This is a genomic window from Bradyrhizobium sp. Pa8 (assembly GCF_052588265.1).
The window spans coordinates 8296681-8322882 of the sequence record NZ_CP176767.1 but is presented as its reverse complement, the minus strand read 5'-3'; the positions used below and the strand labels follow the sequence as shown (position 1 = coordinate 8322882).

Genomic DNA, 26202 nt, shown 5'->3' with positions numbered 1-26202 from the left:
TTGCATCACGGATGCGTTGGTTCAGGCCACGTCCGATGCCGCGGACGTGGCGCATCGTCGTCACACCGCCATCCGCCTCACGTCAGCGGCAACAGATGATCCGGGATCGGCACGGGTGCTGCCGGCACCAGCGATGCGACGGAGACGTGCGGCCAGGTCAGGCCGGCGAAATCCAGCATGACCTTCTGTGAGTACTGGATCTGCGTCGTCGCCACCCTGACGTGGCCTCCCTTGAAGCCCTTGTTGGGCACGAACGGGATTGCGGCGACGAAGCTCGGAACCAGCGGCACGTTGCTCCTCTGGCGCGGTTGCAGGATCACCGGCGGCGTTCCCGGCGGCAGGGCCGGCACGTCGATGTCGTAAACCACCGTCTCGATCCAGAACACCGCGTCCATCTGGAAGGCGTTGGCGTTCGCGCCATTGCCGCCCGGTGGCGGAACGGGCAAGCCCTGAAGGAACGCGATGTTCGCGGTGCCGCCGGCGAAGCTCGGCGCCTGCGGATGCGGGCCGGGCGAGGGGATGGCCGGCAAGGGGCCGCCGGACAGCGGCGTGCCGGGCTTCGTGGATGTCTCGATGGCGATGGTCTGGGTGATGGTCTGATGCGCGATCTGATTGCGCAGCACCGTGTTCGGGTCGGTGATCATGGCCTGGGTGAGCTTGCCGGAGGCCATCAGTGCGGTCAGATCCTGAGGTAGCCTGCGGGTCGTCTTGTTGGCCGCGGTCTGATTTTGGAAGGGGATCTTGTTGCCCGGATTGCCGCCGATGAACGGGGTGATGTCGATCGCCGCGATGGTCGGTTTGCCGGCGACCGGAGGCAGCGCGGTGCCTTGCGCAGTGATCGTCGTGCCGTGCGGGATCGACGCCATGCGCGCAACGGTGAACGGCTCGTGTGGATTGGTGGTGGCCGGCACCGCCAGCCAGATGCCGGGTTCGAAGTGAATGCCCACGGGCGTTCCCGTGGTGATGTCGTTGATGGTCTGGAGATACGGCACGCCGTTGAGGAATGCGTCCGCCTGCTGCAGCGAGCCACGATTGGGGATCGAGCCGAGATTGTTCGAGAACGACATCGTCTCGTCGGTGAGATTCAGCTCCAGCACGTTGTCGTCGGGGTCTGTGGTGTTGATCGGCCCCGGCATCGGCGTCGGCGTGATCTTGCTGTCGGGCCGGAAGATCGTATTGAACCCCTGACCTGTGAAGGTGCCCGTGAAGGCAGACAGCGGACCGAGGATGGGCGGCAAGGTGACCGGCGGACGCGCAGCTCGGGCGGCGGCCCCCGCGGCGGGCTGCGCGGCGTCCCTGAACACCTCGTCGACCTCGTGGATGGAGAAATTCGCGGTCTTGGTGAATGCACTGGTGAGTGGTTTGGGCTCGTCCATGGTGATCCCTCGCGATGCTGCAACTGTCGATGCCGGCATTTCCCCCGGGCCGGCTGTCCGGGCAGGTGAGTCCTGCGCTATTGCGCCTCGTGATCCCGATCGCGTCTCGTGATCCGCCCGATGCCGGGCATGACAACATCGTTCACGCGCGCTCATGCGCGCGTGCCGACTACGAACATCGATCGGCCTTACGTTGTCGGCCGGGCCGGATACTGAACGGATCTGCGTGAATCGATCGTGATTTTCAACTTGCGGTTCGGACAAATGTGCGGTCGGGAAATAGCCGAGCCCTGCGAACTGAGCGAAGCATTGCTTCCTTCTCCGTGCTCGACAATGAGATCATCAAAATGGATGTCGGGCGACTGGCCAGCTTCGGTTATGCTGGGCTATCATACAACCTTAAGATGGTCGCAAATGTGTGCCAGGTCACAGGGCCAAAGAGTCGCAGCAACGAGAGACGAGTGAAGCTGCCCATGAGCGTTTCCGTCATCGAGCAGGCAAAAATCCAGGCGCAGGTGCTGGTGCCGCTGGTCAAGGCATTGCAGGCCGAGCTCGGCGAGGCGCGCGCCAACACACTGGTGCGCAAGGCGCTCGGCGATCTCTATCGCGGTTTTGGCGAGGAGTTCTGGAAAACGAAGAATGAGACCGAGAACAAGACCGATCTTGGCAAGGCCGTCTCGTCGGCGTTCAAGACCTACGCCCGCGACGATGCCCTCGCCTATGACGTGATCGCGCAGACCGAAGACGCCTTCGCGTTCGACGTGACGCGATGCGCCTATGCCGATTTCTACAAGGCGCTGGGCGAACCGGAGCTCGGCTTCCTCCTGGTCTGCACCGCCGATTTCGCGACCGCGGAAGGGTTTGGTCCCGACGTCAAGCTTACGCGCACGCAGACCATCATGCAGGGCGCCAGCCATTGCGATTTTCGCTACCGGCGCGTTTCGGGGGGATCACGGTGAAGGGAATGCAAATGATGCGGACAAGCTGCCTTGCCATGGCGATGCTGGCGCTGATGGCGTCATGCGCGGATGCGGCGATCATCGATTGGCAGGCCGAACTCCAGCGCTGCCGCGCGCTGCGGCAGAACGTGGCGCCGCTGCTTCAGGCCGGCGAGGGGATATCCGCCGTCGGCCGCTCCAACAGATCCGTCCGTCGCTGCATCTGGATCCAGCGCATGGCGGTGCGCAAGAAAATCCCCGGCGCGGAGGTTTGGTAGCGCAGCCCGGTGCCCCGCGAAGATCATGGCCCCGGTGTAACGAAGGCTGAGATGATCGTGCCATCGCTGCCAAGCGAAATATGCCAGTGCGATGCGGCACCACCCTGGTGCCAGACGGAATAGACGTCCTGTCCTTGCGCGCCGACCCCGAGAAATTCGATCGACGTGATCGGACCCATGTCGGCGAGGCCGCCTTGCAGGCGCGGCAATTGTTTGCGGGTAGCTTCAGCCAGACCCGCACTCATCTCGCCATAGTTGGGCTGGCCCGCTGCGATGCTCTCGACCAGACGACGAAGCGCGGCCGCGCTGCCGGGATTGGCGGACCGGCTGCTCATGCGCGTCTCGATCGCGCGCTGGAGCTCTTGTGCTGCGGCTGCGTCGATCCGTTGCATGGTGTGGTCGTTGCCATGCTGGCGCAGGATCACGGCCGTCGGAATCCCGTCCGGTCTGAGGGTCAAACGAAACGCGACCTCGATATCCCTTGCGACGAATTCCGTTTCGCTCGCCGCGTAATAGGCAACCGAGCCTTGGCCGGTCAGCCGTGCGGAGAGATGGTCGTTGTCACGCGTGACGGTGAAGACGACATCATGGAATTGATAGGTTCCGGCATAGCGATCCAGTGTAGCTTGCGGCAACTGAATCTCCTTGGCTTTCGAGCCGGATTGATCCGAGGCATCGGCTGTTCTGCCCGCCTCGTTATTGCGGTCCGTGCCGACTTGCTCCGCCGAGCGGATTCGGGCGGCCAGGACATTCCAATCGGCCAAACCCAACATCTTCGCGACGAGCTCCAGGCTCTCGCTGACGGTGAGGGAGATCGATCGGGTGCTGAGGGCTTCGCGGAGGGTTTGCGCCATGGCTTTGGCGTCGCGGAAATCGCGCATACTCTGTTCCTTTGCGATATGAACGGAGAATGTCAGAGCTTGCGTTACTGACCCGTTCGCTCGAGCAAAGGAAGCGTGCGGCGGTCTGATACACTTCACCATACCCAGAGGGCGCAAGCGGCAGGCGGTATCTACCTGCCAAAATTTTGCTTGAGAGCCTCGCGCTTGTCAACCGAGCCATCGACGTCTCGACCAGCCTTCGTCAGTGATTGCTCCGCAATTGGTGCAGGCTCGCGCAGAAGCGCTCCCAATCCTGGTTAGCTCTTCACCGTCCGGAGCAAGACATCCTTTAGTCCTGTCGGATAGAGGCTCGGTCCGCCCTGCACGTCGAGATCGGCGAGGTCGAACCAGCGGGCGATGATCTGCTCGCCGTTATCCTCGCGAAAATCGATGCGGTCCTGGCCGCTGAACGCGCCGTCCGGAAGCGCGACCTCCGCGATGAACATCACCTCGTGCCCGGTCGATCCCTCGTGCACAAAAATGTTCTCCATCACCAGCGGCTCGCCGGTGATGGTGATGTCCACGCCGAGCTCTTCGCAAAATTCCCGCACGAGCGCCGCCCGCCAGCTCTCGCCGAATTCGATCTCCCCGCCGAGCGGGCGCACGCCCTTGATCCGCCCCGCATCGTCGCGCACCTCGGCCGCGAGCAGCCGCTCGCCCCGCCAGTGCAGGCCGAGCGCGACGACGCGGATGTGAGGGTGGGGCCGCCATGTGGACATGGGGGGATCGTTATCGTGCCCGGCGCCGCTGCGCAATGCGCGGTGGCGAGACCTTGTCGGGCTGGATGCGCACCGCCTCCGGCATGCAGATGCTTCGCAGCCTTGATCCGTGACTCTCCGCCTGCCATTGTCCGGTCATCCACTACGGCGACGAGCCTGGTGAGATACAATTTGCGGCGTTCGGCGAAACGTGTCGCTTCGCCGGACGTGACGAGAAGGCAGGTTTCCGAGATGAGCAGCGTGAACAAGCCCGGCGGCAACTATTTGCCGGTGATCATCCATGATGGAATTGCGTATGTCAGTGGTCAGCTGCCGCGTCGCGGTGAGGAGCTGCTGTATGCGGGCAAGGTCGGCGCAAATGTCGATATCGCGGCCGCGCAGGAGGCCGCTGCTCTCTGCGCCGATCTCTGCATTTCGACCATCAACCACGCAACAGGCGGAGAGGACAGGATCGTCCAGGTCCTGCAGCTCGTTGGCTACATTGCTTCAGCACCTGGATTTACCCAGCAGTCGCAAGTCATGAATGGGGCCTCCGACCGGCTGATCGAGCGCCTGGGCGATCGCGGTCGTCACACGCGCACGTCTGTCGGCGTCGCCGAGTTGCCGCGGGGCGCTCCCGTCGAGCTGAGTATGATTGCCGCTGTTCGGTCGTAGCCGGCAGCCTTACGTGACGAGATATTTGGCGACTGCCGCCTCGTCCCACGCAATCCCGTTGCCCGGCTCCTCGCCCGGCAGGGCAAAGCCGTCCTTGATCTGCAATCGTGTCGCCAGCACCGCGTCGGCCCAGTCGACATATTCCAGCCAGTGCGCGGTCGGCGTCACGCACAGCAGGTGCGCGCTGACCTCCGAGAACAGATGCGTCGACATCTCGATGCCGGCGGCCTGCGCGAGCGAGGCGGCGCGGAGCCAGCCGGTGACGCCGCCGATGCGCTGGACGTCCGGCATTACGTAGTCGCAGGCTTCCGCGGACAGCGCTGATTGCATCGAGAAGGCGCTGTCAAAATTCTCGCCGATCTGGACCGGCGTGCGGAGCGCATCCGCAATGCGCGCGTTGCCAGCGTAATCGTCGTGGCGGATCGGCTCCTCGATCCAGGTCAGCCCCTCGTCGTCGAGCATCTCGCCGCGGCGGATGGCCTCGGTCACCGTCAGGGCCTGATTGTAGTCGCACATCAGTGTCACGTCGTCGCCGACGGCCTTGCGCACCGCGCGCACCACGGCGAGATCCTCCCGTGCATCGGGCCGGCCGACGCGGATCTTTGCCGCGTGAAAACCTTCGGCCAGCAGCTTGTGGGCCTCGTCCACCGCAGCGCCCGCCGGCATGATGCCGAGCCCCTTCGAATTGTAGGCCCTGACCGGCTTCGGCGCGCCGCCGAGCAGGCGCGCGAGCGGCAGGCCTTTGCTGCGCGCCAGCGCGTCCCATGCCGCCATGTCGATGCCGGATTGCGCCAGCCGCTGCAGGCCGGCGAGGCCGAGCAGGGTGAAGCGCTGGGTCAGCTTGCGCTCGATCTCGAATGGCAGCAGCTCGTCGCCGGCGACGAGCTCTGACATTTCCGTGACCATCGCCGTCAGCGGCTTCAAGGCCGACGGCGTGATCGAGAACAGATAGGCATGCCCCACCGCGCCCTGGTCGGTCTCGCAGTCGATCAGCACCAGCGGCGCCTTTGCGACCGCGCCGGTCGAGGTCTTGAGCGGCAAATTCATCGGCACGATCACGGGGCGCGCATTGAAGCGCCTGATGCGGACGGTCTCGGTCATATGGAGGATCTCCCGGCGGAGTGAATGCAGGTTAATGCCGATCTTAAACAATCGCCATGAAACGAAAAGCCATTTGCTGCGACCACCATGAAATGGGGTTGCGCGGCCTCGCATCTGCGGGCTCTGTGCCGCCGCAAGCTCTTGCCGCGAATTCCAGTGATTTGGACAAGATCGCACACGACGGAGCCACAGGGTGAAACAAGAGATCTCCGAAGAACAGCGCAAGAGCGGCATCCTCACGGGGGCCGTGATCGCCTTGCTCCTGCTCGCTTTGCCGGTCGCGGTGTGGCTGGACCTGACCGACCTCAGCAAGACCGCGCTGCGCCGGCAGGCCGCCGACCTCAACTCGGTGATCACCAGCGTGCGCAGCTACTATGCGTCCAACGTCGTCGGCCGCATCCTGGCCAACCCGAACGGCACCACCAGGGTCGTGCACAATTACGAATCCGTCCCCGGTGCGATCCCGATTCCGGCGACGCTGTCGCTGGAGCTCGGACGGGTGATCGGCGCGCAGCAGGAGAACATCACCTACCGCTTCGTCTCGGATTTCCCGTTCCAGAACCGCGCCGCGCACCAGCTCGACAAGTTCGAGAAGGACGCGCTCGATGCGCTTCGGAAGGATCCCGAGCAGAAGATCGTCGAGACCGAGACCTCGCTGTTCTCCGACAAGGTTCGGCTGGTCGCGCCCGTCACGATGGGCCCGGCCTGCGTCAGCTGCCACAACAGCCACCCCGAAAGCCCGAAGAAGGACTGGAAGGTGGGCGACGTCCGCGGCATCCAGGAGGTGATCATCGCGCAGCCGATCGCCGCCAACATCTTCTCGTTCAAGTTCCTGCTGGCCTATTTCCTGATCGCCGCGGGCTGCGGCCTGTCGTTCCTCTCGCTCCAGCGCCGCCAGGCCGGCCGTATCAAGGGCATGAACAAGGAGCTCGAATCCGCCAACGACTTCCTGGCTTCGCTGTCGATGAAGATCTCGCGCTACATCCCGCCGCAAGTCTACAAGAGCATTTTCTCGGGCCAGAAGGACGTCACCATCCACACCGAGCGCAAGAAGCTCACCATCTTCTTCTCCGACATCCAGAATTTTACGGCGACCGCCGAGCGGCTCCAGCCGGAGCAGTTGACCCAGCTGCTCAACGAGTACTTCACCGAGATGTCGGCGATCGCCCATGAATATGGCGGCACCATCGACAAGTTCATCGGCGACGCCATGCTGATCTTCTTCGGCGACCCCGAGAGCAGGGGCGACCGTGCCGACGCGCAGGCCTGCCTCCAAATGGCCTGGCGCATGCAGCAGCGCCTTGCCGAGCTCAATGCGAAGTGGCGCGCGTCCGGCATCGAGCAGCCGTTCCGCTCGCGCATGGGCATCAACTCCGGCTATTGCAATGTCGGCAATTTCGGCAGCAGCGACCGCATGGACTACACCATCATCGGTGCGGAAGCGAACCTTGCCGCGCGCCTGCAATCGATCGCCGAGCCCGGCGGCATCGTGCTGAGCTACGAGACCTTCGCGCTGGTCAGCGACATCGTCCGCGCGCACGCGCTGCCCGCGATCACGATGAAGGGCATCAGCCGCGAAATCATTCCCTATTCGGTCGACGCGCTCAACGATGCGGCGGCGGAAAGAAGCGGGGTCATCACCGAGCGCGCGCCCGGCTTGGAGCTCTATCTCGACCCTGCGGTCGTGAAATCCGGCGACGCTGAACGGGTGCGCGCGCTCTTGGAAAGCGCGCTAGCCTCGCTCAAGCCGGCGTGAAAGATGCGCGGACTTGCACAGTCGCTTATCGAGAGAGTCCCCGTGTGGTACCCCTCTCCCTAACCCTCCCCCGCAAGGGGGGAGGGAACGCAGCTGCGTATGTGGTTGAGTCAGGCGACGACCATTCGCGTTGAGTTTTGCTTTGAGCCCAACTCTCACTGCGCGGCACACTGCGCCCCCTCCCCCCTTGCGGGGGAGGGTGGGGAGAGGGGTAGCCCAGCAAACGGTGCGCGTATGATCGCCGTGCGTCCGCACCGTGAGTCAGCTCACCGCGCCGCACCCTCCGTGAAAGCCGTCTCGATCACCTCACCAAAAGGCTGCCAGGAACGACCGTCGAACTGGACAAGCCGCATCTGCTTGATCGGCAGGTAGCTGTTCGGCGAGGTGTTCATCCTGATGTTGGGCAAGGCAACGGAGGGCTGCTGATCCCTCAGCGAAGCCGCCTGACGCATGATGTTCTCGCGCGACAGGTCGTCGCCGCATTGCTTCAGCACCTGCGTCAGCGCCTCGGCTGCGGCGTAGCCATAGACCGCGGCGCTGTTGTTGGTGCTTTCGGCGTGGTGGTACTTGTCCATGAAGGCGAACCAGTCCTTCATGGCGGGGTCGTTCTTCCATGCGGGGTCGCTCGGATCCTTCAGGAAGGCCGCCGAGATCACGCCGGCCGAATTCTCCAGGCCCGCGGGCGCCATCGCGTTGGCGATCGAGGCGGAGGCGTCGTTGACGATGATGACCGGGCGCCATTTGAGTGACGCCGCCAGCTTGATCACCTTGGACGCCGTCGACGGCACGCCGAGGAAGACGAAGATGTCGGCGCCGGCGCGCTTGAGGATCGACACGTGCCCTTCGAGATGCTCATCGGCAATGTCGAAGGCGATGTCGACGAGCACGAGACGGTTCAGGTCGCCAAGACCTTCCTGGATGCCCCTGTAGAGCATGCGTCCGAACTGGTCGTTCTGCCAGAGCACTACGATCTTCTTCTTGGGGTAATAGGCCTGGATGTAGTTGGCATAGATGCGCCCCTCCGACCGGAACGACGGCTGCCAGCCCATCGTCCAGGGAAACGCCTTGGCCTGGCTCAGCTCCTCGTCGCCGGAGGCGACGAACAGCTGCGGGATTCTCTTCTCGTTCAGGTACCAGCGCGTGGCGATATTGCCGGGCGTGCCGAACGAGCCGAACATCAAATGCACGTCGTCCTTCTCGACCAGATTGCGGGTCAGCTCCAGCGCGGTGGCCGGATCGGAATTGTCGTCGCGCGTGATGAAGCGGATCTTGCGGCCGTTGATGCCGCCGCGCGCGTTGACCATGTCGAAATAGGCGGCTTCCGCCTGGCCGATGGCGCCGAATTCCGAGAGCGGTCCCGAATACGGCATCACATTGCCGATGCGGATTTCGTCGCCGCTCGCGGGTTGTTCAGCGTGTTGCTGGGACATCGCGCCAAGCGACGCGATAGCGATCATCGAAACGAACAGCATCCTGCCGATGACGCGCATGCTCGATACCTTGATATTGGCCGCTCCAAGAGGTCGGCTCAATCCGCACCAAGTCCGCTTGATCTACGTCAAGCGTTTGTCAAAGCTGTGGCTTGATCGCCCTTCAAGACGACGCATTGCAGTCGAACGAAACGACAGTCGTGTTGACGGGCTCCTGCGGCAATCTGCGTGCGTAGCGCGTCCCCGATTGAGAGAGTCCCCGTGTGGCACCCCTCGCCCTGGCCCTCCCCCGCAAGGGGGGAGGGAACGCACCTGTGCGTGCGGTTGGGTCAAGGTGACGACAATGCACTTTGAACTTTTGAACTCAGCTCTCACCGCGCAGCACACTGCGCTCCCTCCCCCCTTGCGGGGGAGGGCGGGGGGAGAGGGGTAGCCCAGCAAAAGGTCGGAGTAATAAGCGAGCCGCTCGCCGCTACGGCAGCCCGCGCGCCTCGAGCTGATGCACCAGCAGCAGGGTCGGTTCGGCGAGGCTGTCGCCGGAGCCGTCGAGGCCGAAGGCGGCAGCGATGCCGTCGCGGCTGCGCAGCAGCGTGCTGCGCGGGCAGTGGCCGGCGCCGCAGAGCGTCTTCTTCAAGGTCTCGCCCTGCGCCACGAGGTTCGCGGGATCGTTCGCGGCCCAGGCCAGCACGATCGGCGCGTCGATGTTGAGGATGCCGGGGAAGACCGACCGCTTGTCATATTGGGTGGGGTCAGTTCCGAGATAGGCCTTCTCGCTGTCGCTCGCGTCCTTGCCCGCGCGATAGATCCCGGACACCAGCACGACGGCGGCGACATCGGCGCGGTCGGTCTGGAATTCGGGATGTGCCAGCAAGGTGGCGACATGGAAGGCGCCGGCGCCGTAGCCGACCGCGACGATCTCGCGGGCATCGCCATTGAACAGGTCGATATTGCCGTGGACCCAGGACAGCGCCGCCGCGACGTCGGTCGCACCCATCGGCCAAGCCGCCGCGGGCGCAAGGCGATAGCTGACGCGCACGCCGATCATGCCGTTGCGCGCGGCAAAGCACATCGCCTGGTCCTGGATCTCGCGGGACAGGTCCGGCGCGCCGCGATCGCCGGTAAAGGTGTCGCCGCCCACGAACAGCAGCACGGGCCGGGGCGTATCCGCCTTGGTCTCGCTGCTGGTGGCGACGTCGAGCACATTGGCCTCGCTTTCGCCGTAGCGCAGCCCGCGCGAGAACGAGACCTGCTCGCACAGCCGTGCGGTGCCGCCGGCGGTGGTGTCGTTGTCAGTGAGGCCCACCCGGGCGAGATCGGACGGCCCCGTGAGCCGCACCGGCAACGGACCGTGTGCGGAGGCTGTCGTCATGCCCAGGATTAGAAAAAAAGCGAGATAATTCTTCATGTTGGTGCCGGCCCTGCGTGCCCGATATGGGCTCGCGCGTTTGGCCTGTCTTTTCAATTCGCCTTATTAGTTAGTTGGTCTTGAGGCGATTTCACGGCACCCGGTTTCTTCCCCCATGCGCGGTTCAATTCCCCGGCTGGAACGTGCAGTCCGCCCCGCTGCCGTCCTTCCGCCTGATCGCATTGGGGTCGATCGTGCAGCTCAGCTTGCTCAGGCTCTCGAAGTTCGATCCCGCCGCACCATCGGGCGGAATGCCGGCGAGCGCTTCTGTCGCGAAAATTTCATTGGCCGTCGAACCGTTCACGGTCCTGCTCTTCTTGCCGAAGGTCAGCTCGCAATTGCGTAGCGTGATGTCGACATTGCCGGTGCGGCAGACGATTCTGTCCACGGTCACCACGATCGGCTTCTTGTAGGGAATCTCGGCATTGGCGGCGAACAGCATCGCCACCGCCTTCTTCTCGGCGCCGGTCAGGTCGGGCGACAGCGGCGCGATCACGCCGGCGAGCGCCAGCGCCGTCGAGCCCGAGACTTTTGCAGGCGTTGCCGCCGAGGCTCCGGCGGCGTTGAAGGCGCCGGCAAGAACGAGCGCGGAGACGATGCGGGCCCAACTCCTGGATCGGGCCCCTGTCGTGAATGTCATTCGCGCCGCTCCTTTCCGGTCACGGCTTCGCCGCCGCAAGGCGCCCCGAGCCTATGACAGAATTGCTAGTCCTGGCAGAGCCATGGGCTTCAGGCTGCTTGTCGATGGCCTTGATGATCGCGGCCGCCGCCTTCTGGCCGGACTGGAGAGCGCCCTCCATGTAACCGAAATAGGCAAAGCAGGTGTGCTCGCCGGCAAAGAACAGGCGGTCCTCGAAACCCCTCGCCAGCAGCGGCCCGGCGCGGCAGACCTCGCCGGGGGCGGGACAGGAGTAGCCGGCGGCGGTCCATTCGTCGCGTGGCCAGGCCATGAACTCCGGCTGATCGGCCAGATGCGCGACATAGCCCTTGTAGACGCTGCCGATCTGCTGCGCGTAGAACGCATCGACCTGCGTCTGGTCATTGGGCTGGTAGTGCTTGAGAGCTTCCGCCGCGACGTCGGCGCCGGCGAACAGGCTGAGCTCGACCGGGTGCTCCGGCGGGGCGATCTGGTTGTCCGTCCCTTCCCAGGTGACACCAAACTGGTTCGAGATGGCCGTCGGGGCGAGGCCCTCGCCGATCCAGAAGCGCTTCTTGAGCGGGCTGAGATATTTCACCGCCGTCCCCATCGTGACGTAGTAGTCGTGCGGCAGGTGGGGCGTGATCGTGATCTTGGCGTTGGGTGAGTCCGGCCACAGGCTCGGGGGTATCGCGAGCACGGCATAATCGGCGGTGAAGGACGCACGTGCCGTTCCGTTGCCGGAGGGGCTGAATTCCAGGGTCACGCCTTCGCTCTCGATGCTGATGGCCCGCACCGGCGTCGACAGGTGGGTGCTGGCGCCGTTGTCCTTGATGTCCTGCGCGAGACGAATGGCGAGCTCCTGATTGCCTTCCGAGCAGCGCAAAGTCTCGGTTTGGGTGAAGAAGGCGTCGATCTGGTTCTTCATCCGTCCGCCCGCGACGACGGCCAGATTGGCGAGAAGGCTCTGCCTGGTGGTCGGCTGGCCGGCGTCGTTGGAGAACTGCTCGTCCATGGCGTGCTTGGTGAGCTTCGAGCAGTCGAGGCTGGCGATCCACTCCGCAATCGTCCTGGCGTCGAGTTTCCTTGCACCCTTGGCGTGCCAGGGCTTGTCGGGCTTGACCCTGCCGGCCCACCGGCTGAGCTTGCCGAAAGCGTCGTCCATCTCGTGATAGACCAGCTTCATCTGGCCGTCGGAGAGCTTGTGGCCGTCGAGAAACAGCGGCATGTCGAGCTCGAGCGCGTCGAAATTGGTGTCCGAGGTGATGACGGACAGGCCGAGCTCGAACCGCTTGGCATATTTCAGCCAGAGCGGATGGTTGTAGCCGATCAGCTCGCCGCCGGCCTCGACGATTCCGCTCGGTTTCTTCTTGCTGAGAACCCGGCCGCCGAAGCGGTCGCGGGCCTCGAACAGCGTCACCTCGCAATGCGCGACGAGCTCGGAGGCCGCCATCAGGCCGGCGAAGCCGCCGCCGATGATCGCGACTTTCGGGCGTCGCACCGCCAGCGCGCGGAGCGCGGTGGGTGAGCGGATCGCGGGCGGGGTGGGTTGAAGGGCGAGCTTGTCCTTGACCCGCCGCTGGCGCTCTGCCCCCGAAATCCTGGGCCCGTAACGCCGGTGCAGCCGCGCAAACAGCGAACGCATCGCGAGCTTCCCTTGAAAATGTCTTCTGCCGGGACGGCGCCGTGCCGCGCCCTGAAATGCTGCAACATCGGCTAAAAATGGACCAGCCGATAGAAGCGAGATTAACTTACAATCTTGCGGAGAGTCGAGTGGCGGCTTCTCTTCCGCCCGACGTCTTGCCCCTGGCCCGCAATTGAAAGGAGAATCCGCGAACCGCGCGGCGATTGCGCGGCGCGGCTGTTTTGGTCCGACGTGTCAAGCATTTGGCGCGCGCGACCGCGGCTGCATGCCGGCCGCGCGTTCTACTGTGCATGGGGTTGTTTTCGCAGTTTTAGTTTCGGACCGGCCGTTACGCCCGCTGCATCGTCCGGAAGGTGATGGAATAGCGGCGTGCCTCGACCGGCGGGATGCTGTGCTCCCATTGCGACCGCGCCTCGCCGTCCATCAGGTAGAGCGAGCGCGGCAGGGCTTCGAGCGCGTGGCGCTCCCATTTGTCGCCGCTGCGGCGGCGGAAGCGGAATTTGCACGGCGAGCCCAACGACAGGCCGAGGATCTCCCTGAAATGCGGCTTGTCGCGGTGCCAGCCGATGCCGACGCCGGTGTCATATTCGGTGCAGAGCACCTGCCGGACGCTGCCGGCGGCGAGGCCCGCCCAGGCCTCGGCCTGCCGCGCGACGGGCAGGACCCAGTCCGGGATCGGCTCGGCCTCGGCCAGCCGTTGCAGCGAATAGTCATAGCGATAGCCGAACGACGCCACCCGGCGGTTGCCCTCGAACGCACCGAACTGGAAGCGCTGGAGCGGCAATGCTGCGATGCGGCCGATCAAGTCCTGCTCGACGGCGGCCTCGACGAAGTCATCGGTATAGCGAAGCCCCGCAGGGCCGGCTTGCGGGTCGGCGAAAAGTCCTAGCTGCGTCATTGCTCGCATTTCCGTGATGGAACCTAATGGCGGCTGATGCGACTTACATAGGACACGGAAAAAAACGTGCGAGGCTGTCATGGCAGAGAAGCATACCGCCGATCCGGCAGAGATCATGCGGGCGACCGGTCATCCTGAGCTGGAATATGCCGCCGGCTGGACCATCGCCGGTCTGGTCACCATCGGCACAATCGTCGCCGCTTGGGTGTTCGCGATCTAGGCTATCGGAAATTGAAGCTCGAAGGCCGCGCCCTCGTCGGTCGGCTTGAGCCTGATCGAGCCGCCATGGCTCGCCATCACCGCGCGCGCGATCGCCAGCCCCATCCCGGTGCCGCCCTGGTCGCGGCGGGTGGTGAAGAACGCATCAAAGATCCTGTCGCGGTTCGGCGCCGAAATCGGCTCGCCGTCATTGCTGACCGTCACAAGCAGGGTCGTCCGCTCGTCCACCGCCTCCAGCCTGATCGTCCTCGCCTTGTGCCGCATCGCGTTGTCGGCAAGATGCGACAGCACGATCAGCGCCTTCTCGCCGGACATGCCGATCGCCCGGTCGAGGCGGCCGCTGGCCTCGATTGAGCTGGCCGGAAACCGGCTCCGGAGATCGGCGATGACGGGCGCAAGCTCGGTCCGTTCGTTCTGCGGCAGGCTCTCCGCGCGGGCAAGCTCGCGCAGCCGCTGCGCCATCGCCTCAAGCCGCTGCGTGTCCGACAGGATGTTGGCGATGAATGTCTTCTGCTCGGCCGGCGTCAGGCCTTCCGGCTTTCCTTGAAACGAATCCTGCAGCAGCTCGGCCGCGCCCTTGATCGAGGTCAGCGGCGATTTCAGCTCGTGGGTGAGGTGGGCCGAGAACGTCGCGATATAGTCCGAGCGCCGTGCCAGCTGTTCCGCCATGCCGAGAAAACTGTGCGAGAGCTGGGCGAACTCGCGGGTGCCGTAATGCCGGAGCGGCCGAAACGCCTCGCGATCGCCGCGGCCGATCCGCGCGGCGCGGTCGATCAGTTCGCGCATCGGCAGCGTGATGGTGCGCGAGAACACCAGCCCGATCGCGATCGTGCCGAGGATCACGGCAAGCCCCGCCAGCACGAACTTGGCCCGCTCCTGGTAGAGATGATCAAAAATGTTGCTCGGCGTCCGCGTGGTGTAGATCACCCCCGCGACGCGGTTGTTGACGATGACGGGCATCGCCGAGAACACATGCACGCCGAGGCCGCGGCTGAAGGAATAGATCGGCGGCGGCGGCCGATCCGGGACGCGGTTGCGCAGCGTGGCGCGGTATTGTCCGTGCAGCGCGTCCGCGACCTCCTCGATATGGGCGAGCGACTGCCCGACCTCGTAGCGCCCGGCGATCACCACGCCCCGCGGATCGAGGATGCGAAAGCCTGCCAGCGTCACCTTCTGGGTCTCGCGGATGATCGGCGTCAGCCTTGTGCCGATCTCGACATAGGCTGGCTGCGCCGGCTGCGGAGCGGCTTGCGCATCGGGCCGGCGCCGCAGCAGATCGTTGGCGGTGAGGTCGAGCGCGGGACGGATCGGGGTGACCTGGTCGCCGGGGTCGGGCAGCACGTTGGGCGGCACCTCGGCGCCGAGCGTCAGGCCACTGTCGAGCCGCGCCGTGACCTCCTGCGCATAGATCGTCGCAAGCACGCGGCTCTGCGCAATCAGCTCGGCCTGGGTCTGGCGGATCAGCTGGTTGTCGTAGAGGCGGAAGAAGAACAGGCCGACCAGCGGCAGCACGCCGACGGTCGCCAGCACCGTGAAAATCACGAGGGTGAGCGACGGCCGCCATTTGTCGGGCGCCGCGCTCATGCCTCTTTCTCGCAGCGGCCGAGTTTGAAGCCGACGCCATGGATGGTCTCGATCACGTTCTCGCAATTCAGCACCGCAAGTTTTGCGCGGATGTTGCGGATATGGCTGTCGATGGTGCGGTCGGAGACCTGGATGTTGAGCTGATAGGCCGCCCGCATCAGCTGCTCGCGGTTGAACACCGAGGTCGGCCGGGTCAGGAACGCGCGCAAAATGCCGAACTCGATCGCGGTCAGTTTCAGCGGCGTGCCGGCAAAGGATGCGACATGTTGCTCGGGATCGATCAGGAGGCCGCCTTGCGACAGCGCGGCCGGCCCGGCCTTGGCCTCGCCATTGCGCGGGCTGAGGCGGCGCAGGATGACGTTGACCCGCGCCACCAGCTCGCGCGGGCTGAACGGCTTCGTCACGTAATCGTCGCCGCCGATCTCGAGGCCGAGGATGCGGTCGATCTCCTCGTCGCGCGCCGAGAGGAACAGGATCGGAGCGTCGGAGGTCTTGCGGACCTCGCGGCAGACGTCGAGGCCGTCGAACTCGGGCATGCCGATGTCGAGCACGATCAGGTCGGGCTTGTCGGCGGCAAAGCGGGCGAGTGCCTCCTTGCCGTCGCGCGCCTCGATCACGTCCATGCCGGCCTTCTTCAAGGCGACGCGGATGACTTCGCGGATGTGGCCCTCGTCGTCGACGATGAGAATGCGATGCGCCAAGAACCTCTCCGCTTCCTCAGCCCGCCTGCTGATCCTTCGCCTGTGCGTCCAGCCTGCGCTGGAGCCGCCAGCTCCGAAAGCCCCAGCTCCGCCAGGCCAGATCCTGGCGCTGCTGTTCTACAAGGCGGTCGCGGCGCGACACAAGGCAGCTCTCGGGGACGCCGGGCCGGAGCAAGATGGCCTTGTCGATGGCAGGCAGCGCCTGCGGCCCGAGCGTCAGGAGATAGTTGATGTCGATCTGCACGCCCTTGCCCGATGCCTCCCGGCTGTGGGCGACATTGTAGTCGGCAATGAACGCATCGAAGTTCACGAACGAGCAGCTATAAAGCACTATCGTCAGCGCGATCAGATTGGCACCGACGAGCCACTGGTTGGACCGGCTGAGCGCGATGCGCGTCACGATCAGGATCAGCCCGAGCGCCACCAGCCCCATCCAGATGAAGGCCGCGATGCGCCAGTAGGTCAGCATGTAGATGTCGACGTAGAGATCGAGGCGGAGGATGGAGGAGGCGACGAGCAGAACGTTCTGCCCGACCCAGAGATAGACCAGCGGCCGGATCACCTTCGATTTTTCGGCCGCCCCGCCCGGGCGCATCGCGACCAGCACGAAGGCGGCGGCGAGCAACGCGGTCGCTATCAGCGGATAGGCGCCGCGATGGGCGTAGGCCGCATAGGTCAAATTGTCGGGCAGCGCCACATGGCCCCAGAGATAGATGCCGTCGAGGATGGACTGCGCCGCGAACAGCAGGTTGAACAGGATCAGCGAGCGCAGAATGGTGGAGGGATTCAGAAATTCGGCCGAGACCAAGGGCGGGAGCGGGGGCGGCACGGGGCCGTCGGCAACGGCGGTGGTGACAATCGTCCTGCGCCGCCAGCGCACATGGATGAACGGCCAAACCAGCGCCAGCATCATGGCCCAGAACAGCACGCGCGGGATGCTGATGTATTCGAGGATGAGCTTTGGATTGAGCAGGGACACCCACTGCTCGATCACCGGATTGGCCGCAGCGAACAGCGCGATGAAGACGGTGCTCAGCACGGCAGGCAGCAGCCAGAGCGCGAGGCCGCGGGTGAACGCCGACATGTTGAAGATCTGGAGCGCCTCGAGGAAGAACCTGAAGGGCCCGAACAGGACAAAGTTGCGCAGCGCGCGGGCACGCTCAGCGAACCCGGTCGTCTCCGGATTGGTCGTGAGCAGCAGCGCGATCGTCAGCGATGCGACGAGGATCAGGAAGGACAGCAGGTTGAGCTCCTCGACGGCCGGAACGAGGCCGGCGACGAGAATGGCCGTGCCGATCATGGCGCGCCGCAGATCCAGGGCCGCATGATTGAAGAGCACCGACACGCAGGCCATCGCGATCGCAAAGAGCGTCAGCGACAGCCCGATCCGCGGGCCGTAGAACAGCCAGTCGGCGAGCGCCGCCAGCACCAGCGCGAGGCCGACCTTGGCCGGGATCGAGGAATGCCTGATCGGCTGGATTTCCGCTGCTATCGTCGAAGCCAGGCTCGTCATGTCCAAATGACCTTTCGTGATGGGTGGCACCACGAAGTCTGAACACCTCTTGTGCAGAAGGCGGGACCATCGTCTGCACGGTTTCAGGAGTCTTTTGCAGTTTTCGTGCAGGCGCGCGTTTGCCTCTCCCACAGCGTGATTCGCTTTGATAGGTGCGAAGCATTCGCCACTCATAGCGTGTGACGCATCATGCAATTCCTCGGTCGTATCAGTCTCATCCTGCTCTGGCTGGCCGCGCCTCTCGTCGCATTCGCGGCCGTCAACAAGAACGATCCCTATCTGGTCCCGTTGCGCGGCGCGGGAAACCTCGCGCTTATCGTCGCAAGCCTCGCGATCGTCATCCTCCTGCTGCGCAGAGGGCGTTGGCGTACCGTCGCGGACAAGTTGCTCGTCGCGCTCTGGTGCCTGCCGCCGGTCCTGATGTCGGCGGCGCATCTGAAGTTCGAGCTGCGCAAGCACGAGGTGCTTGCCGCGAGCGCCACCGAGGCGCGTCAGCTCGGACCTCACTTCATGGTGGGCTATTCCTCCTTTCCCGAGGTTGCGCGCCTCGCCGAGCAGGGCTTGATCGGCGGCGTCTACGTGACCCGGCGCAACATCCGCGGCCGGACCGTCGAGACGTTGCGCACCGAGATTGCGGCGCTCCAGGACAAGCGGCGCGCCGCCGGCCTGCCGCCGCTGGTGGTTGCGGCAGACCAGGAGGGCGGCATCGTCGGACATCTCGCGCCGCCGCTGACGAAGGTGCCGGCGCTGGCGACGCTCAGCGGGCTCGCTCCCGACGAACAGCAGGCCAAGGCCGAAGAGTTCGGCCGGATCCATGGCCGCGAGCTCGCCGGGCTCGGCGTCAACCTCAACCTCGCGCCGGTGCTCGACCTCAAGCCGCCGGTCCGGCGCAATCGCCTCGACTTCCATACGCTGATCGGCCAGCGCGCGATTGCGACCGACCCTGCCGTCGTCAGCACGATCGCGAGCGCCTATGTTCGCGGGCTGGAAGAGTCAGGCGTGGGCGCCACGCTGAAGCATTTTCCCGGCATCGGCCGCGTCCGCACCGACACGCATCATTTCAGCGCCAAGCTCGATACGCCGGTTAGGGAATTGGAGGCAACCGACTGGCTGCCGTTCCGCGAAGTGCTGTCGCATTCGCACAGCGCGCTCATGGTTGGGCACGTGACGCTCACGACCGTCGATCCCGATCGCGCCGCCTCGCATTCGAAACGCGTTATTGATGGCATCATCCGCGACAAGTGGAATTACCAGGGCATGGTGATGACCGACGACCTCGTAATGGGGGCGATCTACCAGCACGACGTCTGCAAAGCCGTGGTCGAGGCGATCAACGCTGGCGTCGATCTGCTGCTGGTTGCTTATGACGGCGCGCAATTCTACCGGGTTTTCGCCTGCGCGCTGGATGGGGCGCGGAAGGGCAAGCTCGACGCGGCGATGCTGCGCACGAGCGCGGCACGGTTGGCGCGGGGCGTCCCGACCGAGCAGGCGCGGGCCGCCTCGGACGTCGTCCGCGTTGTCGACCGGCATTAGCCCTTCGCGAACTGACGATAGTCCGGCTCGCGATGAAACCAGAATTCGTAGCCGGTGATGGCCTTCTGCATGGCGACGTCGTGGATCGGCTGGTTGAGCGGAACGACGGGAACGTCGCGCATGCAGAGCGCGATGAAATCCTTCACGCACCGGTCGTATTCCGCCGCATCCGCCGTGAAGCGCGCTTTGTCGATCAGCGCGTCCATCGCCTTGTTCTGGTATGAGGAGATGTTGAAGATCGAATTGTTACCGTGGAAATTCCAGTAGAAATAGTACTCGGGATAATCGAGCCAGCCGCTGAAACGATTGAGCGCGAGCGGAAGCTCCTTCTTGTTCAGCGTCGTGCGCCAGTTCGCGCCGGCGATTTTTTCGATCGCCGCCTTGATGCCGATCTTGGCGAGACTTTCCTGGATCAGGATGGCGGTCGGCTCGCCGACTGTCGCAGTACCTGTGTCGAGCGACAAGGTCGTCTCCAGGCCGGACTCAAGGCCTGCTTCCTTCATCAGCGCCCTGGCCTTGTCGAGATCGGTGACATAGGGAGAGGGCTGCGGCCAGACCGGCTTTGAGACATCGGCGGCGCCGCCGTACATGGGAACGGCGCGGCCGAAGAACGCGCTGCTCTGTATCTGCTCATAAGGCATCGCCCAGGCGATGGCCTGCCGTAGCTTCACATTGTCGAACGGCGGCTTGGCCGTGTTCAGCGCGACGTACCAGAGCGCGTTCGGGATCGGCACCCCTGATACCTTGACCTTGCCTTCCCGAATGATCTGCTCGAAATCGCGCGGCGCAAAGCCGCTGGAAATATCCGCATCGCCCCGCTCCAGCATCGCGCGGCGCGTGCCGGCCGAGGGGACGTCGCGCGCGATCACACGCTTCACCTTCGGCATCGGCCCGCTCTTCCAGTCGTCGAAGCGCGCCAGCACGGTCTCGCTTCCTGGCTTCCAGCTTTCGATCCTGTAGGCGCCGCGACCGGCCTCGTTGGTCCTGAGCCACGCAAGCGCCCAGGGATCTTCCGCCGTCGCGTTCTTCTTGGCGAGTTCGGAATTGATGATGAAGGGCACGACGACGGCGACGTTGAACAGCAGCATCTTGTCCTTGCGGACATAGTCGATGCGGAAGGTGTGATCGTCGACCACCACGAACTGCTCGGGCTTCTCCAGCGATCCCGCCGACATCTGGAACGTCGGGAAGCCGCCGACCTTCACCGCGCGGTCGAACGACCATTTGACGTCCTTGGCGGTAACAGGCGTGCCGTCGTGGAATTTCGCGTCCTTGCGAAGCTTGAAGGTGCAGGACATGCCGTCGGCGGCGACCTCCCAGCTCTCGGCGAGCTCGGGCGCCAGCTTCTCGCGATCATAGGACACGGTCCCATCGGGCAGCGTCCTGGAGGCGTAGGTCAGCAGGCGGTCGTAGCAATTCCACGACAGGCCGTTCACGGTCTGGTTGGAGCCGACGCCCTGCATGTCGAGCGAGTTCGGCCCGAGCTCCTGCACCACCAGCAGCGTCTCGGCACGCCCCTGCGCCCGGGCGAAGGAGGGTGTGATCACCGTCAGTCCGGCAACGCCAAGGCCGCCGAGCACCAAATCGCGGCGGCTGATGTCGAAGGTGGATGTGCTCATCGGTGCCTCTTTTGCGGGAGATCTGCAATGTAAGGAGGCAAGGCGCATGCCATCAGGCGCGCTTCATGGCGTCGCATCCGCGCCTATCTCAACTCCTCCGCCAGGAAGTCGACCAGTGCGCGCACCTTGGTCGAGGGCCGCGGGCCCGCCGGGAACACGGCGTACACGTCCACCGGCGCGAGCTTGTAGCTCTTCAGCACCGGCACCAGCGCGCCCGTCTCGATCTCGGGGCCGGCCATCACCGGCGACGTCATCGCGATGCCGAGCCCCGCCAGCACGCTCGCGAACACGCCGGAGCCGGAATCGGTGGTGATGCGGCCGCGGACATCGACCGAGGTCTCCGCGCCGTTGCGGGTGAACGACCAGGTGGTACGGCCGAACAGGCCGGGGCCGAAGATGCAGTCGTGCGAGGCGAGATCGGCCGGCGTCTTCGGGGTGCCGCGCTCGGCAAGATAGGATGGCGCCGCGACGAGAAAGCGCGACACGGTCGCAAGCCTGCGTGCGCCGAAGCCGGAATCGTTGAGGGGGCCGAGGCGAATGGCGACGTCGGTGCCTTCCACGACGAGGTTTTGCCGTTCGTCAGCGACGGACAGTTCGACGCGGAGCAAGGGATGCGCCCTGAGGAATTTCGGCAGGCGCGGAATGATGTTTCGCGTGCCGTAGACGATCGGCATCGTGATGCGCAGCGTTCCTCGCAAGGAATCGACGCCGCGCGCGGCGTCCTCGGCATCCTCGATATCGGCCAGCACTTCGCGCGCACGCGTCAAGAACAGCGCGCCGGCGTCCGTGACCGTGATGCTGCGCGTGGTCCGCAGCAGCAGCTTGACGCCGAGCCGTGTCTCCAATTCGCCGATGATGCGCGACACCGACGGCTGCGACAGGCCGAGTTCGCGCGCGGCCTTGGAAAAGCTTCCGCTCTCGGCTGCCCGGACAAAGACGGCCAACTCCTGCAATCGGTCACTCATTTGAATTCCAAATAAATGTTGTCTCTGTTCGTCATATACCCCTTCGTTTCCAAATGATCCAGATAAAGCGGGCAAGGCGGCCTGATCCGGACCGGCGCGATCCGCGCGCGGATCTGCCTCTCTCAAACTCCCATCAACGGCATGCAGCGGTGAACGAGCGCGCTTGCCAAAACCAAAAGGACTGCGTCATGTCGAAACTTGAAGGAAAGATTGCCGTCATCACCGGCGGCTCCAGTGGTATCGGCCTCGCGGCGGCCAAGAGGTTCGTGGCTGAAGGTGCCTACGTCTTCATCGTCGGACGACGCCAAAGCGAACTCGACAAGGCCAAGGCCGAGATCGGTCGCAATGTCTCCGCGATCCAGGCCGACGTTGCCAATCTCGACGATCTCGACGGGCTCTATGGCCGGGTGAAGGACGAAAAAGGCGCTCTCGACATCGTCGTTGCCAGCGCCGGCTTCGTCGAGCGCGTGCTCACCCAGAACGTCACGCCGGCGCACTTCGACAAGACCTTTGGCATCAACGCACGGGGCGCCTTTTTCACGGTACAGAAGGCCTTGCCGCTGATGCGCAAGGGCGGCTCGATCGTGCTGGTATCATCTCTTTTACATCTGAAGGGGCTGCCGGAGCATGGTACCTACGCGGCCACGAAGGCCGCGCTGCGCTCGTTTGCGCGGACTTGGGCGATGGAATTGAAAGATCGCGGCATCCGTGTGAATACCCTGTCACCGGGCGCCATCGACACGCCGATCATCGACGGTCAATTCAAGACGCGTGAGGAGGCCGACGGCGCACGCGCGTTCTTCTCCTCGATCACGCCACTCGGCCGCATCGGGCATCCGGAGGAAATGGCATCGGCCATTCTATTCCTGGCATCCAACGATAGCAGCTACAGCACTGGCATCGATCTCGTGGCTGATGGCGGCATCTCGCAAGTCTGAAGCAGCTGATGCGATAGAGCGCTATGGCGTCACCGCACCGCGTGCGACCGCGCGCGGTGTGGTTAATTCCTTCCACGTGGAATTCGCCACATGCACTGGCGAGAACGCGGGCCGCTCGACGTAGTGCCCATCGCCTGCTTTAGCGCGCAAATCGCCAGCCTGCCAGACGACGCGGCCACGCGACAGCGTCGCGGCCGGTCCGCCGGTGCAGGCAAAGCCTTCGAACACGTTGTAATCGATCCGGCTCATCTGCCGCTTTGCGCTGATGGTCTTGCTCGCCTTGGGGTCCCACACCACGATATCGGCATCCGAACCGACGCCGACGGCGCCCTTGCGCGGGTAGATGTTGAGGATGCGCGCGATGTTCGCCGACGTCACCGCGACGAATTCTTCCTTCGTGAGCCGTCCCGTGGCGACGCCCGCGGTCCACAACAGTGCGAGCCGATCTTCGAGGCCGCCGGTGCCGTTCGGGATCTTCCTGAAATCGCCGAGCCCGAACCGCTTCTGCTCGGTGGTGAAGGCGCAATGGTCGGTGGCGACCACCTGGAGCGAGCCGGCTTGCAGGCCGGCCCAAAGACTGTCCTGGTGCGATCTGTCGCGGAACGGCGGCGACATCACGCGCTGCGCGGAATGATCCCAGTCCCTGTTCTGGTACTCGCCGGCATCCAGCAGCAGATGCTGGATCAGCGGCTCGCCATAGACACGTTTCCCAGCGGCCCGCGCCCGGGCAATCGCTTCATGCGCCTCGCGGCAGCTCGTGTGTACGATATAGACCGGCGTGCCCGTCATATCAGCGATCATGATGGCGCGGTTGGTGGCTTCGCCCTCGACCTCCGGCGGCCGTGAGTAGGCGTGGCCTTCGGGGCCGGTGACGCCGCGCGCGATCAGCGCTTCCTGCATCAGGGCGACGACGTCGCCGTTTTCCGCATGGACCACAGGCATGGCGCCGAGATGGGCGCAACGCGCGAACGAGTTGTAGAGCTCGTCATCGTTCACCATCAGCGCGCCCTTGTAGGCCATGAAGTGCTTGAAGGTGTTGATGCCGTAGGTTTTGACCACGGTTTCCATCTCGTCATAGATCTGCTTCGACCACGACGTCACCGCCATGTGGAAGCCGTAATCGGTCGCCGCCTTCTCGGATTTGTGCCGCCATTCCTGATAGGCCGCGAGCATCGACTGGCCGGGATCGGGCAGGCAGAAATCCACCACCATGGTGGTGCCGCCGGTCAGTGCCGCCTTCGTTCCGGATTCGAAATCGTCGGCGGTCACCGTGCCCATGAACGGCATGTCGAGATGGGTGTGCGGATCGATCCCGCCCGGGATGACATAGGCGCCGCCGGCATCGACGATCTCCGCGCCCGTCGGTGCATCGAGCGATGTTCCGATCGCGACGATGGTCTCGCCGTCGATCAGCACGTCCGCACGGCGCGAATGATCATGATTGACGACGGTGCCGCCGCGGATGAGGAGGGGCATGGGAGACTCCGGAGAGAGGACGAGACGCGGCGAAAGCTAAGCGCGCTGCCAGCGATGCGACAGGCGAAATTTTAGTCAGGCGTCGCCGCCGGTTTCGCTGCGCTCTCTCGGCTTCTACGCCGCCCGCGCGATCAAGCCGTCGATCATCGCCCGCACCAGGCCCGCGATTTCCTTCCGCAGCGCCGGCAGCGGCACGGCGACCAGCCGCTGCTCGAGCCCCAGCGCCACCATGCCGTGCACGGCCGAGAACAGGCTGCGTGCGGTGATGCCGAGCTCCTCGGTCCCTCTGTTTGGAAACAACCCTGCCAGTGGCGCGTAGATGTGGCGGAACAGCTGCAACTGGTCGTCGACGGACCAGTTGGGGACTTCCTTGCCGGGCTCCATGCGATGCTCGAACATTGCGCGCCAGAGTTCGAGATTATCCGCGGCGAAATCGCAATAGGCGATCGCGATGCGGACCAGCGTATCCTGCGGCGATGGATTGCCCGCGCTCACCGCCGCGCTGAGCACCTTGTCGAGCCGGAGTAGCGTGCGCGAGCCGACGCGCAAGACCAACTCGTCCACGTCGGCGACGAGATTGTAGACGGCGCCATTGGCGCAGCCGATCTCGCGGGCGAGATCGCGGGTTTTTAGACCCGCCAACCCGCGCTCAGCGATCATCCGCTCGGCCGCCTGAATCAACTCGGCCCGCAGTTTCTCTCGACGTTCCAAGGCTTTAGTCATTTATTAATCAAATTCTTGAGCGGCGCTCAAAAATTTATTGAACGATGTTCAAGATCTCTGCTACAAACCATCCGTGAGCAACGCTCATAACAGGGAGCAGCAAATGTTCAAGACCGTAGTGACACTTTTCCGTGGCAGCGTGGCCGCCGCGGGCGAGGAACTGGAAGACCGGACGGCCCTTCTGATCCTCGACCAGCAGATGCGCGACGCGGCCGCCGCCGTCGAGCGCAGCAAGCGGACGCTGGCGCTGGCGATCGCCCAGGACCAGCAGGAAGGCCGCAAGCTCGAGGCGACCGTCGCCCGCATCGCCGATCTCGAGACCCGCGCGGTTGCGGCGCTCGACGGTGGTCGCGAGGACCTCGCTAAGGATGCCGCCGAAGCCATCGCAGGCTTGGAGGCCGATCGCGATGCGGCGATGACCGCACGTGCACTGTTCGCGACCGAGATCATCAGGCTGAAGCGCCACGTCGCAAGCGCGCAGGCCCGCATCACTGAGCTCGATCGCGGCCGTCGTGTCGCCCGCGCCTCGGAAGCGGTCCGCTCGCTTCGCCGCAGCGGCATCGAGGCGGCACGTCCTTATGAATCAACGCTGCCGGAGGCGGAGAGCACCTTGAGGCGCCTGCGTGATCGACAGATGGAAGCCCAGGCCGCTGACGACGCACTGGTCGAGCTCGATGCGGCCTCCGGCCCGCTCGCCACTGCGGAACGGCTCGCCGAGCAGGGCTTTGGCCCTCGGCTCAAGACGACCGCGGACGACGTGCTGGCGCGGTTGAAGTCCAAGCGCATGCCGACTGCCTGATCCCAACCCCGATCATCATTCGAACCGACAGGAGACCATCATGAACCAGAACGGCCAGCCCCACAGCAGCGCCTGGGTGACCTTTACTTACGCGTCCTTCGCAGCCTCCGCGTTCCTCGTCGCCATCGGCATCTTCTTCCTGCCGATCGATCTCTGGATGAAGGGCTATCTCACGATGGGCATCGTGATGCTGATCCAGACCTGCATCACCCTGACCAAGACGGTGCGCGACAATCACGAGAGCAGCCGGCTGGTGAACCGGATCGAGGATGCCAAGGCCGAGCGCCTGCTGATGGAGGTCTCCAAGGCGGCCTGAGGCGAGAGCGCATACAAGCGCGAAGCTAGCTGCAATATGGAGCGGCGGATGCCCTGGCATCCACCGCTCGCGCCGTGAGACCATCCACCATCGAGCGG

The 26202-nt window shown here is 64.6% G+C and carries 25 protein-coding genes; 9 read left to right on the top strand and 16 right to left on the bottom strand.

The features are described from left to right. Positions 1-77: 77 nt before the first annotated feature. Positions 78-1376: a heme-binding protein gene (locus tag ACKWRH_RS39435; RefSeq protein ID WP_445217937.1), complete on the bottom strand. Its 1299-nt coding sequence runs from the start codon at positions 1374-1376 to the stop codon at positions 78-80. A 473-nt stretch (positions 1377-1849) separates the two neighbouring features. Here ACKWRH_RS39435 and ACKWRH_RS39430 point away from each other — a divergent pair, with 473 nt between their 5' ends. Both ACKWRH_RS39430 and ACKWRH_RS39425 read left to right on the top strand, forming a co-directional pair. Continuing rightward, the gene (locus ACKWRH_RS39430) at positions 1850-2335 is read left to right on the top strand and encodes an L-2-amino-thiazoline-4-carboxylic acid hydrolase (protein WP_445217936.1); all 486 of its coding nucleotides are present in this window, start codon (positions 1850-1852) and stop codon (positions 2333-2335) included. Positions 2336-2346: 11 nt separating this feature from the next. Further along, positions 2347-2592 (top strand): hypothetical protein, encoded by a 246-nt coding sequence (locus ACKWRH_RS39425; protein WP_445217935.1) that lies wholly within the window; start codon positions 2347-2349, stop codon positions 2590-2592. Positions 2593-2615: 23 nt separating this feature from the next. Here ACKWRH_RS39425 and ACKWRH_RS39420 read toward each other — a convergent pair whose 3' ends face one another. Further along, the gene (locus ACKWRH_RS39420) at positions 2616-3473 is read right to left on the bottom strand and encodes a glyoxalase superfamily protein (protein ID WP_445217934.1); all 858 of its coding nucleotides are present in this window, start codon (positions 3471-3473) and stop codon (positions 2616-2618) included. A gap of 257 nt (positions 3474-3730) precedes the next feature. After that, positions 3731-4192, bottom strand: coding sequence for an NUDIX hydrolase (locus tag ACKWRH_RS39415; protein WP_445217933.1), 462 nt, complete (start codon positions 4190-4192; stop codon positions 3731-3733). A 231-nt stretch (positions 4193-4423) separates the two neighbouring features. Here ACKWRH_RS39415 and ACKWRH_RS39410 point away from each other — a divergent pair, with 231 nt between their 5' ends. Continuing rightward, a complete protein-coding gene (locus tag ACKWRH_RS39410) occupies positions 4424-4846 on the top strand; it encodes a RidA family protein (RefSeq protein WP_445217932.1) in 423 nt (140 codons plus the stop codon). Between the two features lie 9 nt (positions 4847-4855). Here ACKWRH_RS39410 and ACKWRH_RS39405 read toward each other — a convergent pair whose 3' ends face one another. Then, the gene (locus ACKWRH_RS39405) at positions 4856-5947 is read right to left on the bottom strand and encodes an enolase C-terminal domain-like protein (protein WP_445217931.1); all 1092 of its coding nucleotides are present in this window, start codon (positions 5945-5947) and stop codon (positions 4856-4858) included. Between the two features lie 193 nt (positions 5948-6140). Between ACKWRH_RS39405 and ACKWRH_RS39400 the strand changes: the two genes are divergently transcribed. Beyond that, on the top strand, positions 6141-7703 hold the full coding sequence (locus ACKWRH_RS39400; RefSeq protein ID WP_445217930.1) for an adenylate/guanylate cyclase domain-containing protein: 1563 nt from the start codon (positions 6141-6143) through the stop codon (positions 7701-7703). A 266-nt stretch (positions 7704-7969) separates the two neighbouring features. On the opposite strand, the gene ACKWRH_RS39395 is transcribed toward ACKWRH_RS39400, so the two are convergent. The 5 genes from ACKWRH_RS39395 to ACKWRH_RS39375 all read right to left on the bottom strand — a co-directional run bounded on the left by ACKWRH_RS39395 (position 7970) and on the right by ACKWRH_RS39375 (position 13718). Next, entirely contained in the window at positions 7970-9193 is a 1224-nt protein-coding gene (locus tag ACKWRH_RS39395; RefSeq protein WP_445217929.1) for an ABC transporter substrate-binding protein, read from the bottom strand. Positions 9194-9605: 412 nt separating this feature from the next. Beyond that, positions 9606-10538 carry an alpha/beta hydrolase gene (locus ACKWRH_RS39390; RefSeq protein WP_445217928.1) on the bottom strand — a complete coding sequence of 311 codons (933 nt, stop codon included), beginning with the start codon at positions 10536-10538 and terminating at the stop codon, positions 9606-9608. Positions 10539-10662: 124 nt separating this feature from the next. Further along, positions 10663-11178, bottom strand: a complete 516-nt coding sequence (locus ACKWRH_RS39385; RefSeq protein ID WP_445217927.1) for a hypothetical protein — start codon at positions 11176-11178, stop codon at positions 10663-10665. Positions 11179-11197: 19 nt separating this feature from the next. Continuing rightward, positions 11198-12820 (bottom strand): flavin monoamine oxidase family protein, encoded by a 1623-nt coding sequence (locus ACKWRH_RS39380; protein ID WP_445217926.1) that lies wholly within the window; start codon positions 12818-12820, stop codon positions 11198-11200. Positions 12821-13148: 328 nt separating this feature from the next. Next, positions 13149-13718: an alpha-ketoglutarate-dependent dioxygenase AlkB gene (locus ACKWRH_RS39375; protein ID WP_445217925.1), complete on the bottom strand. Its 570-nt coding sequence runs from the start codon at positions 13716-13718 to the stop codon at positions 13149-13151. Positions 13719-13797: 79 nt separating this feature from the next. Between ACKWRH_RS39375 and ACKWRH_RS39370 the strand changes: the two genes are divergently transcribed. Beyond that, positions 13798-13938, top strand: coding sequence for a hypothetical protein (locus ACKWRH_RS39370; protein ID WP_007597071.1), 141 nt, complete (start codon positions 13798-13800; stop codon positions 13936-13938). On the opposite strand, the gene ACKWRH_RS39365 is transcribed toward ACKWRH_RS39370, so the two are convergent. From ACKWRH_RS39365 to ACKWRH_RS39355, 3 genes are read right to left on the bottom strand one after another with little or no spacing between them, the layout of a single operon-like run. After that, positions 13935-15521 (bottom strand): ATP-binding protein, encoded by a 1587-nt coding sequence (locus tag ACKWRH_RS39365; protein WP_445217924.1) that lies wholly within the window; start codon positions 15519-15521, stop codon positions 13935-13937. The two genes, ACKWRH_RS39370 and ACKWRH_RS39365, sit on opposite strands and share 4 nt — an antisense overlap. Further along, complete coding sequence (locus tag ACKWRH_RS39360) at positions 15518-16222, bottom strand: response regulator (RefSeq protein WP_445217923.1); 705 nt, start codon at positions 16220-16222, stop codon at positions 15518-15520. Before ACKWRH_RS39360 ends, ACKWRH_RS39365 begins: the two co-directional genes overlap by 4 nt. A 16-nt stretch (positions 16223-16238) precedes the next feature. Next, the gene (locus ACKWRH_RS39355; RefSeq protein WP_445217922.1) at positions 16239-17735 is read right to left on the bottom strand and encodes a DUF4153 domain-containing protein; all 1497 of its coding nucleotides are present in this window, start codon (positions 17733-17735) and stop codon (positions 16239-16241) included. 189 nt (positions 17736-17924) lie between these two features. Between ACKWRH_RS39355 and ACKWRH_RS39350 the strand changes: the two genes are divergently transcribed. After that, positions 17925-19268: a glycoside hydrolase family 3 N-terminal domain-containing protein gene (locus tag ACKWRH_RS39350; RefSeq protein WP_445217921.1), complete on the top strand. Its 1344-nt coding sequence runs from the start codon at positions 17925-17927 to the stop codon at positions 19266-19268. Here the strand turns inward: ACKWRH_RS39350 and ACKWRH_RS39345 are convergent. Both ACKWRH_RS39345 and ACKWRH_RS39340 read right to left on the bottom strand, forming a co-directional pair. Beyond that, entirely contained in the window at positions 19265-20887 is a 1623-nt protein-coding gene (locus ACKWRH_RS39345) for an ABC transporter substrate-binding protein (RefSeq protein WP_445217920.1), read from the bottom strand. The genes ACKWRH_RS39350 and ACKWRH_RS39345 overlap by 4 nt on opposite strands. A gap of 83 nt (positions 20888-20970) precedes the next feature. Then, entirely contained in the window at positions 20971-21852 is an 882-nt protein-coding gene (locus ACKWRH_RS39340) for a LysR substrate-binding domain-containing protein (RefSeq protein ID WP_445217919.1), read from the bottom strand. Between the two features lie 188 nt (positions 21853-22040). Between ACKWRH_RS39340 and ACKWRH_RS39335 the strand changes: the two genes are divergently transcribed. Beyond that, a complete protein-coding gene (locus ACKWRH_RS39335) occupies positions 22041-22790 on the top strand; it encodes an SDR family NAD(P)-dependent oxidoreductase (RefSeq protein ID WP_445217918.1) in 750 nt (249 codons plus the stop codon). A gap of 21 nt (positions 22791-22811) precedes the next feature. Here the strand turns inward: ACKWRH_RS39335 and hydA are convergent, their stop codons facing one another. Continuing rightward, entirely contained in the window at positions 22812-24266 is a 1455-nt protein-coding gene (gene hydA / locus ACKWRH_RS39330; RefSeq protein ID WP_445217917.1) for a dihydropyrimidinase, read from the bottom strand. A 114-nt stretch (positions 24267-24380) separates the two neighbouring features. Then, the gene (locus ACKWRH_RS39325; protein ID WP_445217916.1) at positions 24381-24989 is read right to left on the bottom strand and encodes a TetR/AcrR family transcriptional regulator; all 609 of its coding nucleotides are present in this window, start codon (positions 24987-24989) and stop codon (positions 24381-24383) included. A 103-nt stretch (positions 24990-25092) separates the two neighbouring features. Here ACKWRH_RS39325 and ACKWRH_RS39320 point away from each other — a divergent pair, with 103 nt between their 5' ends. After that, positions 25093-25788 carry a PspA/IM30 family protein gene (locus ACKWRH_RS39320; RefSeq protein WP_071909451.1) on the top strand — a complete coding sequence of 232 codons (696 nt, stop codon included), beginning with the start codon at positions 25093-25095 and terminating at the stop codon, positions 25786-25788. A gap of 40 nt (positions 25789-25828) precedes the next feature. Continuing rightward, positions 25829-26104, top strand: a complete 276-nt coding sequence (locus tag ACKWRH_RS39315) for a YiaA/YiaB family inner membrane protein (RefSeq protein ID WP_014491840.1) — start codon at positions 25829-25831, stop codon at positions 26102-26104. Positions 26105-26202 lie beyond the last annotated feature (98 nt).